This window comes from Achromobacter spanius (genome assembly GCF_039673305.1).
Taxonomy (GTDB): domain Bacteria; phylum Pseudomonadota; class Gammaproteobacteria; order Burkholderiales; family Burkholderiaceae_B; genus Achromobacter; species Achromobacter spanius_F.
The window spans coordinates 1-8,241 of record NZ_JBDJLJ010000102.1; the positions used below are offsets into that span (position 1 = coordinate 1).

General features: G+C 68.5%; 9 protein-coding genes and 1 pseudogene. 1 reads left to right on the forward strand and 9 read right to left on the reverse strand.

Annotated elements, in window-relative coordinates:
- The 6 genes and pseudogenes from ABE485_RS30650 to fliF all read right to left on the reverse strand — a co-directional run.
- Positions 1-194 (reverse strand): annotated as a pseudogene (locus ABE485_RS30650) (flagellar hook-length control protein FliK); the annotation flags it as partial.
- Positions 195-218: 24 nt separating this feature from the next.
- Positions 219-671: a flagellar export protein FliJ gene (fliJ, locus tag ABE485_RS30655; RefSeq protein ID WP_346519019.1), complete on the reverse strand. Its 453-nt coding sequence runs from the start codon at positions 669-671 to the stop codon at positions 219-221.
- Positions 664-2,163: a flagellar protein export ATPase FliI gene (fliI, locus tag ABE485_RS30660; protein WP_346519020.1), complete on the reverse strand. Its 1,500-nt coding sequence runs from the start codon at positions 2,161-2,163 to the stop codon at positions 664-666. The genes fliJ and fliI overlap by 8 nt, the downstream gene beginning before the upstream one ends.
- Entirely contained in the window at positions 2,160-2,903 is a 744-nt protein-coding gene (gene fliH / locus ABE485_RS30665; protein WP_346519021.1) for a flagellar assembly protein FliH, read from the reverse strand. Before fliH ends, fliI begins: the two co-directional genes overlap by 4 nt.
- The gene (fliG, locus tag ABE485_RS30670; RefSeq protein ID WP_346519022.1) at positions 2,896-3,906 is read right to left on the reverse strand and encodes a flagellar motor switch protein FliG; all 1,011 of its coding nucleotides are present in this window, start codon (positions 3,904-3,906) and stop codon (positions 2,896-2,898) included. The genes fliH and fliG overlap by 8 nt, the downstream gene beginning before the upstream one ends.
- Positions 3,896-5,578 carry a flagellar basal-body MS-ring/collar protein FliF gene (gene fliF, locus ABE485_RS30675; RefSeq protein WP_346519023.1) on the reverse strand — a complete coding sequence of 561 codons (1,683 nt, stop codon included), beginning with the start codon at positions 5,576-5,578 and terminating at the stop codon, positions 3,896-3,898. The genes fliG and fliF overlap by 11 nt, the downstream gene beginning before the upstream one ends.
- Positions 5,579-5,910: 332 nt before the next feature.
- Here fliF and fliE point away from each other — a divergent pair, with 332 nt between their 5' ends.
- On the forward strand, positions 5,911-6,243 hold the full coding sequence (gene fliE / locus ABE485_RS30680; protein WP_346519024.1) for a flagellar hook-basal body complex protein FliE: 333 nt from the start codon (positions 5,911-5,913) through the stop codon (positions 6,241-6,243).
- Between the two features lie 45 nt (positions 6,244-6,288).
- On the opposite strand, the gene ABE485_RS30685 is transcribed toward fliE, so the two are convergent.
- From ABE485_RS30685 to ABE485_RS30695, 3 genes are all read right to left on the reverse strand, one after another.
- Positions 6,289-7,089 carry a flagellar brake protein gene (locus ABE485_RS30685; RefSeq protein WP_346519027.1) on the reverse strand — a complete coding sequence of 267 codons (801 nt, stop codon included), beginning with the start codon at positions 7,087-7,089 and terminating at the stop codon, positions 6,289-6,291.
- Positions 7,090-7,103: 14 nt separating this feature from the next.
- Positions 7,104-7,430 (reverse strand): EscU/YscU/HrcU family type III secretion system export apparatus switch protein, encoded by a 327-nt coding sequence (locus ABE485_RS30690; protein WP_346519025.1) that lies wholly within the window; start codon positions 7,428-7,430, stop codon positions 7,104-7,106.
- On the reverse strand, positions 7,430-8,241 hold an 812-nt coding region (locus ABE485_RS30695; RefSeq protein WP_346519026.1), incomplete at its 5' end, for a flagellar hook-length control protein FliK. The genes ABE485_RS30690 and ABE485_RS30695, both read right to left, overlap by 1 nt.

The following is an 8,241-nucleotide window of genomic DNA, read 5'->3' on the forward strand; positions in this document are numbered from 1 at the left end:
GTCTTGGCGTCGCCGCGCGCGGGGCGCGCGTCAGCGGCCTGGTCCGGCCGCTTCTGCGCCGGGCGCTGCTGGGCCAGCACGTCCGAGAAGCTGGGGCCTTTCTTGTTGGCCGGCGCGGACTTGGCGCCGAGCGCGTCGGCGATGGACGCCGGCGCGACGGGCGCGATCGAGGGCAAGGGCAGGGGAGCGGTCATCTTGGGCTTCCTGTGAGGTATCGCTTAATGCATGCCGCCGGCCTGGCGCTGGACCATGCGGGCGGAGTATTCGTCGTTGGCGCGCTGTTCGCGGCGGGATTCCACCAGCGCCTGGGCGCGCAGTTCGCGCTGCGCCAGGGCATCGTAGGAGTTGAGCTTGCGCTTTTCCTGCTGCCAGTACAGGCGGCCCTTGGACAGGTTTTCCTCGGCCTGGAGCAACACGCCCTGCTGCTGGCCGATCGCGTCGTCCAGGGTGCCGATGAAGCGCTGGTAGTTGTGGCAATCGCTGGCCGCCATGCCGCTCGTCATCGCCTGCTGCAGGCGCTCGAGGTAGTCCTGGCGGTAGTCGTGCAGCATGGAGAGCTGGCGTTCCGCATTGCTGCGTTCGGCGGTCAGCCGGCCCAGGAGGCGCGCGGCTTCGTCCGTGCTTTCCTTGGCCAGGTTGATCAGCATGTCCAGGGGCAATTGGCTAGGCATAGGTGTCCCGTGATTCGAAACTGGCTCGCAGCTGGTTGACGGCGTCTTCGTAGCCGACGTTCTCGCCGATATCCTGTTGCAGGAAGGCTTCCAGGCGGGGATAGCGCGCGATCGCGTCATCCAGCTGCGGGTCGTTGCCGGCGGCGTAGGCGCCGACGGCGATGAGGTCGCGATTGCGCTGATAGCGCGACAGGCTTTGCTTGAAGCGGCGCACGATGGAGAACTGCTGCGGCGTGATCAGCGACGTCATGGCGCGCGAAATCGACGCTTCAATATCGATGGCCGGGTAGTGGCCGGCTTCGGCCAGGTGGCGCGACAGCACCACGTGGCCGTCCAGGATGGCCCGCGCCGAGTCGGCGATGGGGTCCTGCTGGTCGTCGCCTTCGGCCAGCACGGTGTAGAACGCCGTGATGGAGCCGGCCTTGCCCGACGGGCCGGGCGCGCCCATGCCGGCGCGTTCCACCAGCGTGGGCAGCTTGGCGAACACCGAAGGCGGATAGCCCTTGGTCGCGGGCGGCTCGCCGATGGCCAGCGCGATTTCGCGCTGCGCCATCGCGTAGCGGGTCAGCGAGTCCATGATCAGCAGCACGTCCAGGCCCTGGTCGCGGAAATGCTCGGCCAGGCGCGTCGCGTAGGCGGCACCTTGCAGGCGCAGCAGCGCGGACACGTCGGCGGGCGCGGCTACCACGACCGAGCGCGCCAGGCCTTCCGGGCCCAGGTTGTGCTCGATGAATTCCTTGACTTCACGGCCCCGTTCGCCGATCAGGCCCACGACGATGACGTCGGCCTTGGTGTAGCGGGCCATCATGCCGAGCAGCACGCTCTTGCCCACGCCGGAACCGGCGAACAGGCCCATGCGCTGGCCGCGGCCGACGGTCAGCAGGCCGTTGATGGCGCGCACGCCCGTGTCCAGCACGGTATCGATCGGCGCGCGCGACAGCGGGTTGATGGGCTGGGCGGAAAGGGGAGCCAGCTCGGCGCCCGTCAGCGGGCCCAGCCCGTCCAGCGGGCGGCCGGCGCCGTCCAGCACGCGGCCCAGCAGCGCGTTGCCGACCGGCAGGTGGCGGCCCAGCTGGGGCTTGGCGTTGCCGTTGAGCTCGGCCTTGCGCGGCAGCGGGATCTGGCGCTGCACGGGCGGTTCGCCCGGCACGACGCGCGCGCCGGGCGGCAGGCCGGAGATGTCGGCCTGCGGCATCAGGTAAAGCGTGTGTCCGTCGAAGCCGACGACTTCGGCGTCGGCCCAGTGGTCATGGCCGCGCGCGATCTCGATGCGGGCGGCGGCGCCCACGGGCAGGCGCAGGCCGGTGGCGTGCAGCACCAGGCCCGTGGCCCGGGTGATCTTGCCGCTGACCAGCCACGGATCGGTGGACGCGGCGCGGATCGAGCCGATCTGCAGTTGCGTCTGCCAGCGGTCGATCACGGGCGCGGACGGTACGGGCGCGGCGGGCGCGCCGTGTTGGCCGGGCTGCGCGGGGACCGGATTGCCGCTCACGCCGGCTCCTCCCAGGATGCGTTGCGGCCCAGCGAGGCGGCCACGCGGCGCCAGCGGGTCTGCAGCGTGGCGTCGATGTCGCCGAAGGGCGTTTCCGCGCGGCAGCCGCCGCGGCTGATGGATTCATCGGCCAGGACGCGCCAATGACCTTCCTTCAGTTCGTCGGCCAGGTGCAGGCGGATCAGTTCGATGTCGTCGGGGTTCGCCCACAGGCGCATCTGGCCGCCCGCGGTCGGGTTGATGTGCAGCACGTCGCGCACGGCGCTGACGACGGTTTCGGGTTGGTCCGCGAGGGTGGTGCGCACCACCTGCTGGGCGATGTCCAGGGCCAGGGTCAGCAGGCTCTGGCCCATCTTTTCTTCCAGTGCGCCGAGCGACACGGCGCAGGCCTCGACCAGGGCGTGCAGGCGCTGCGCTTCCGCGGCGCCTTGCTCGCGTCCCTGCGCCAGGCCCTCGGCAAATCCGGCTTCGCGGCCGGCGGCAAGGCCGGCTTCGTAGCCGGCCTGCTGGCCGGCTTCGTGGCCGGCGGCATGGCCGCGCGCCACGCCTTCCTCGTGTCCTTCCGCGATCGCCTGGGCGCGCAGCTGCGCCATCACCACGGCGGGATCGGGGCCCGGATCGGGTTCGGGTTCGGGCTCGGCTTCGACGGGCTCCGGCTCGTCGAACGACAGCATCTGCCAGCGCCGCCAGGCGGCGCTGCGCGAGATGAGCGTCGTCGCGCCGCTGTCCGCTTCAGACATACGCGTCGTCTCCGGAATTGCCCAGCACGATCTGGCCGCTTTCGGCCAGGCGGCGGGCGATCTGGAGGATCTTCTTCTGTTCGGTCTCGACCTTCGACATGCGGATCGGGCCTTGCGCTTCCAGGTCCTCGCGCAGCATTTCGGCGGCGCGGCTGGACATGTTGCGCAGGAACTTGGCGCGCAGCTCTTCCTGGGCGCCCTTGAGCGCAACCATGAGCGTGTCGTTGTCGATTTCCTTGAGGATGAGCTGGATGGCGCGATCCTCGACGTCGAGCAGGTTGTCGAAGACGAACATCTCGTCGATGATCTTCTGCGCCAGGTCGTTGTCGCGTTCGCGCAGGCTGGCGACCACGGTCTCTTCCTGTGCCGAGTTCATCATGTTCAGGATCTCGGCCGCGGTGCGCACGCCGCCCATCTTGCTGCGCTTGGCGCCCTGGCCGGCCAGCACGGAATTGAGCACTTCGGTAAGTTCCGACAGCGCCGCGGGCTGCACGCCGCCGAACGTGGCGATACGCAGCATCACGTCGTTGCGCAGGCGATCGGTCAGCAGCGCCAGCACGCCCGCCGCGCGGTCGCGCTCCAGGTGCACCAGGATGGTCGCGATGATCTGCGGGTGTTCGTCGCCGATCAGTTCGGCCACGGTGTTCGGATCCAGCCAGTTCAGCGCGTCGATGCCGCTGCCGCCGTCGCCGGCTTCCAGGATGTCCTCGATCAGGCCGGCGGCGCGGTCGCTGCCCAGCGCCTTGGTCAGGACGCTGCGGATGTAGTCGTCCGAACCCAGGGTGACGGCCATGAACTGGTCGGCTTCCTGGCGGAACTCCTCGAGCACGACGGCGACGTCGTTGCGCGTGACCTGCTTCAGGCTGGCCATGGCGCCGCCCACCTGCTGGACTTCACGGGCGCTCAGGTACTTGAACACTTCAGCCGCGGCGTCTTCGCCCAGCGACATCATCAGGACGGCGCTGCGCGTCATGCCGTCCATCGGGGTGGAATCATTTTTCATCTTTGCTCATCCAGGTGCGCAGGACCATTGCGACGGCGCGCGGATCCTTGTTGGCCATGGTGCGGGCGCGCTCCAGGTTGTCCTGGTAGCGGTCCACTTCCTTGGCGCGGGCCAGGTCCTGGGCCTCGCGAGCCGCTTCGACGCGCTCGGCTTCGGCCACTTCGGGATCAACCGGCGGGTACAGGTAGTCGCCCACGCTGCGGCGCACCTTGCGATACAGCCAGAGCGCCAGCACGCCACCCACCAGCCACGCCAGGATCGTCTTGAACAGCGAGATCATTTCCGGATCGCGCCACATCGGCACGGGCGGAGGACCGTCGTTGAACTGGCTGTTCACGAGGTTCAGCGAATCGCCGCGCGCCTCGGAATAGCCCATGGCTTCGCGGACCAGGTTGGTGAGCTTGTTCAGTTCTTCGGGCGGCAGGGCCTGCGGCTCGCCGTCCTTGTCGCGGATGTAGTTCACCACCACGGCGACCGACATGCGCTTCAGGTTGCCCACCGGCTGCTTGACGTGGCTGATCGTGCGGTCCACTTCGTAGTTGGTGGTCGCGTCGCGGCGCTCGTTCAGGCTGCCCGTGGCGCCCTGGGTGCCGGTCTGCTGCTGTTGCTGTTGCTGCTGTTGCTGCGCGTTGGCGGGCTGCTGCGGCTGGCCGGGACGGGGAGGCTGCTGCTGGGGCGGGTTGGTGATCGGCGCCTGGGCGTTGGCCGGCGCCTGGTTCGACAGCGCGCCGGGCACGCCCTGGGCGGGGCCGACGCCGCGCTGGGTCGAGTCGCTGGTCTGCTGGCTGCGCACGGCGGCCTGGCCCGGCTCCTGGTTGGGGCGGTAGACCTCGGACGTCTCTTCGCGGCGGGCGAAGTCCATGTCGGCGGTGGCCTGGGCGTGCACGTTGCCGGGGCCGACCAGGGGATTCAGGATGGTGAGGATGCGCTCGACCGTGCGCTGTTCCATTTCGCGCACGAAGCGCAGCTGGTCCGCGTCCATGCCGCGGCCTTCGCCCAGCGGCGCCGACAGCAGTCGGCCGTTCTGGTCGACGATGGACACGCTTTCGGCGGTCAGTTCGGGCACGCTGGAGGCGACAAGCCAGGAAATGGCGGACACCTGGGCGTCGCTGAGGCTGCGGCCGGGATACAGGTTCAGGAGGACCGAAGCGGTGGGCGCCTGGCGTTCACGCACGAACAACGACTGGCGCGGCATGGCCAGGTGCACGCGGGCGTGCTGCACGGTGTGCATGGCTTCGATCGACCGGGCCAGCTCGCCTTCCAGGCCGCGCTGGTAGTTGATCTGTTCGGCGAACTGGCTGGCGCCGAAGCGGGCGTTGTCCATCAGCTCGAAGCCGACCGAACCGCCGCGCGGCAGGCCTTGCGAGGCCAGTTGCAGCCGGGCGTCATAGACGCGGTCCGCCGGAACGAGGAGGGCGGTGCCCGTCTCGTTGTAGCGGTAGGGAACGTTCATCGTGCCCAGGGCCGTCACGATGGCGCCGCCATCGCGGTCGTCCAGGTTCGAGAACAGGACCTTGTATTTGGGTTCGCTGCTCCACATGGCGACGGCGACGATTACCGCGACCACTGCGGCGGCGGCGCCGAGCAGAATGGGCTTGGGCAGCGCCCGGATCTTTTCCAGCACGGGGAACTTGGCCAGAAGCGACGAGCTCAGGGTAGCCTGCTGATTCATTGACGGCTCCCGCTGGCTTCGCGGAGCAGGGAAAATGACTTCATGTCTGGGTAGGGCCGATTACACATGCAACGTGCTTCTGGTCTGGGGAGAGCGTGGATTATTGCCCCTGAGACGGCAATCCCAATCGATGAAAACAGCCGTTTTTTGGCGTTACTTAATCCCTATGTCGATGACAAGGCGCAAAGCCGCGCCGCATCCCGGGCGCGGGCCGGCCGCATTCGGTGAAATGTCGGGTTTTTTGGCGTTTCTTGTCGGCTATGGACGGGCCTGATCGGCGTTACGCTGCGGGGGTACTTTGGCGTAATCCCTCAACAGCAAGGAATCAGGTAATGGCTGTATCAGGCTTGTCCGGCATCGAAAGCATGCTCCAGCAGATGCGCTCCGTCGTGAGCAAGGCGGAAACCGGCAACATGGCCGCAGGCGAGGCCGTGGGCCAGCCTGACGGTTTCGCCGCGGAACTGCAGCGCTCCATCCGCCGCGTGACGTCCGCGCAGAACGCCGCGACGGCCCAGGCGAAGGCCTTCGAGATGGGCGCGCCGGATATCTCGTTGAACGACGTGATGATCGATATGCAGAAGGCCAGCATCGGCTTCCAGACCGCCGTGCAGGTGCGCAACAAGCTGGTTGCGGCCTACAAGGAAATCTCCTCGATGGCCGTCTGAGGCCCGAGGCCGGCGCGCGGGGCCTCCCGGAGGGCCCGCGCCCGTTCAGTTGCGTTGCGCGCCTTTCTCCAGGCGCCACACCACCTGCTGCAGCCAGTTCTCCTGGCGGGCATTCAGATTCAGGAACAATGCGCCCACGTGGCTGACCGGCGGCTCGCCGGTGAGCGACACATGCTTGGGCGCGGCGTCGTCCGCGCTTTCCGGCGCGCCCATGGGCTGGCCCGACACCGGATACACGTTGCGCACTTCCAGGTCGGCGCTGAGCTTGCCCAGTTCGCCGAAATCCAGCTCCACGCCTTCCATCACGGCGCCGCCCTGGGGCAGGTCGCCGACCGGCAATCCCACGCGCAGGCCCACGCCATCCACCGAGATGTCGCGCACGGTGAAGCCGATGGGCTTTTCCGCCGGATCGGGCTGCCACGAGGCAAAGCAGCGGCTGGCGCTGGAGATCATCGAGGCCCGGAACATCTTGCGGCGCTGGATGCGCGCCAGGCGGTCGGGGAACGCGGACATCAGCGCCGCGCTGCCGTCATCGAAGTGGATGACTTCGGGGCGCTGCACGCGGAAGCGGATCTGCACGCCGCCATAGGCGGTGGCATTGAAATAAAAGGTCGTGCCGCTCAGGAGCCCCATGCTGTCGGACTGCTCGAAATCCGCGCCGTCGTAATCGCGAGGGCGCCAGAAAAACTGGCGCGTCTGCTTGTCGGCGCCCAGGATGAGCACGGCGATTTCGCGGTCGGCGGCATCGCGCACGAGGATGTGGCTGTCGGGGTGCGTCAGCTCGAAGAGGGCTGAGCGCATGTCTTCCGGCCGGGTCAGCAGGAATTCCGGGTCGCTGGCATCCAACACGTTGATAGTCCTTAGGTAGAGATTTGGGGCCGCGCGGCTTCAGGGAGCTCGCGCGATTCCAGGCGGTAGAGCCAGGCGAGCAATTCTGCCACCGCTACGTAGAGTTGGGGTGGAATATGCGCATCCAGGTCGACTTGCATGAGCAGGCCGACCAGCTCGCGCGATTCGTGCACATACAGCCCGTTTTCCTCGGCGGCGCGGACGATGGTGTCCGCGAGCTGGCCATAGCCCTTGGCGACGACGCGCGGCGCGCCGTCCTTTTCGTCATAGGAAATGGCGACCGCCGCGTTGCGGTTGGCGTTCGGGCCGTTGTCCGCGGGGGAGAGGGGCGTGCTCATCAGAAATCAGTCGGAATGACGGGGCGCGGTTCCACCACGCTGACCGTCAGATTGCTCAAAGTCAGGCCCGCGGCCAGGAGGCGCGAGCGCAGCATGTCCGAGGAGTCATTGATCTCGGTCGCGCTGTGCGGGGCGATCAGCTGGAGCACGATCTGGTCGCCCGCCAGGTTCAGGCGGGCGTCGACCAGTCCCAGGCGGGGCAGGTCCAGCTTCACGCGCGTGGCCCAGGTGGGCACCGCGGATTCGCGGTCCGCGCCGTAGGGGTCGCGTTCCACTTCCCATTCCATCGGCGTGCCCGGCCATGCTTCGCCTTGCCAGTTCAGGGTCTGGTTGGCCAGCACGTCCAGCTGCTGGCGGACCAGCACCGTCAGGTCCTGGTGGATGCCGCTGATCGGTGCGCCGGTGGTGGACGAGGCCGAGGATCCGGTGGAGGCCGGCGCATCGGCGCCCGCGCCGGAGCGGTCGGCGCTCGAGGCCTCGCCGCGGCTCCTGGCCTGGGCGTTGCCGTGCGCGGCGGTTTCGCGGGACATCCGCGCCTGCGGTTCGTTCTCCAGCGTGGACGGGTTCGTCCGGCCGAAGACCATGTCGGTCAGGTGTGATTCGTAGAAGAGGCCGCTGGTCTGCAGGGCGGTGCGCAAGGCCTGTCCCAGCGCGCGGGCGGACGGGCCGCCGGCGGCCAGCGATGCATGCGCCGCGGCCTCGGCACCCTTTGCGCCGCCGGCCTGGCCTGCCGGATGCGCGGCGGGCTTGGCGCTGGCCGCGTCGGCAGCGGCGCCAGGCAAAGGGGCAGTGGCCGAGGGGGGCGTTGCCG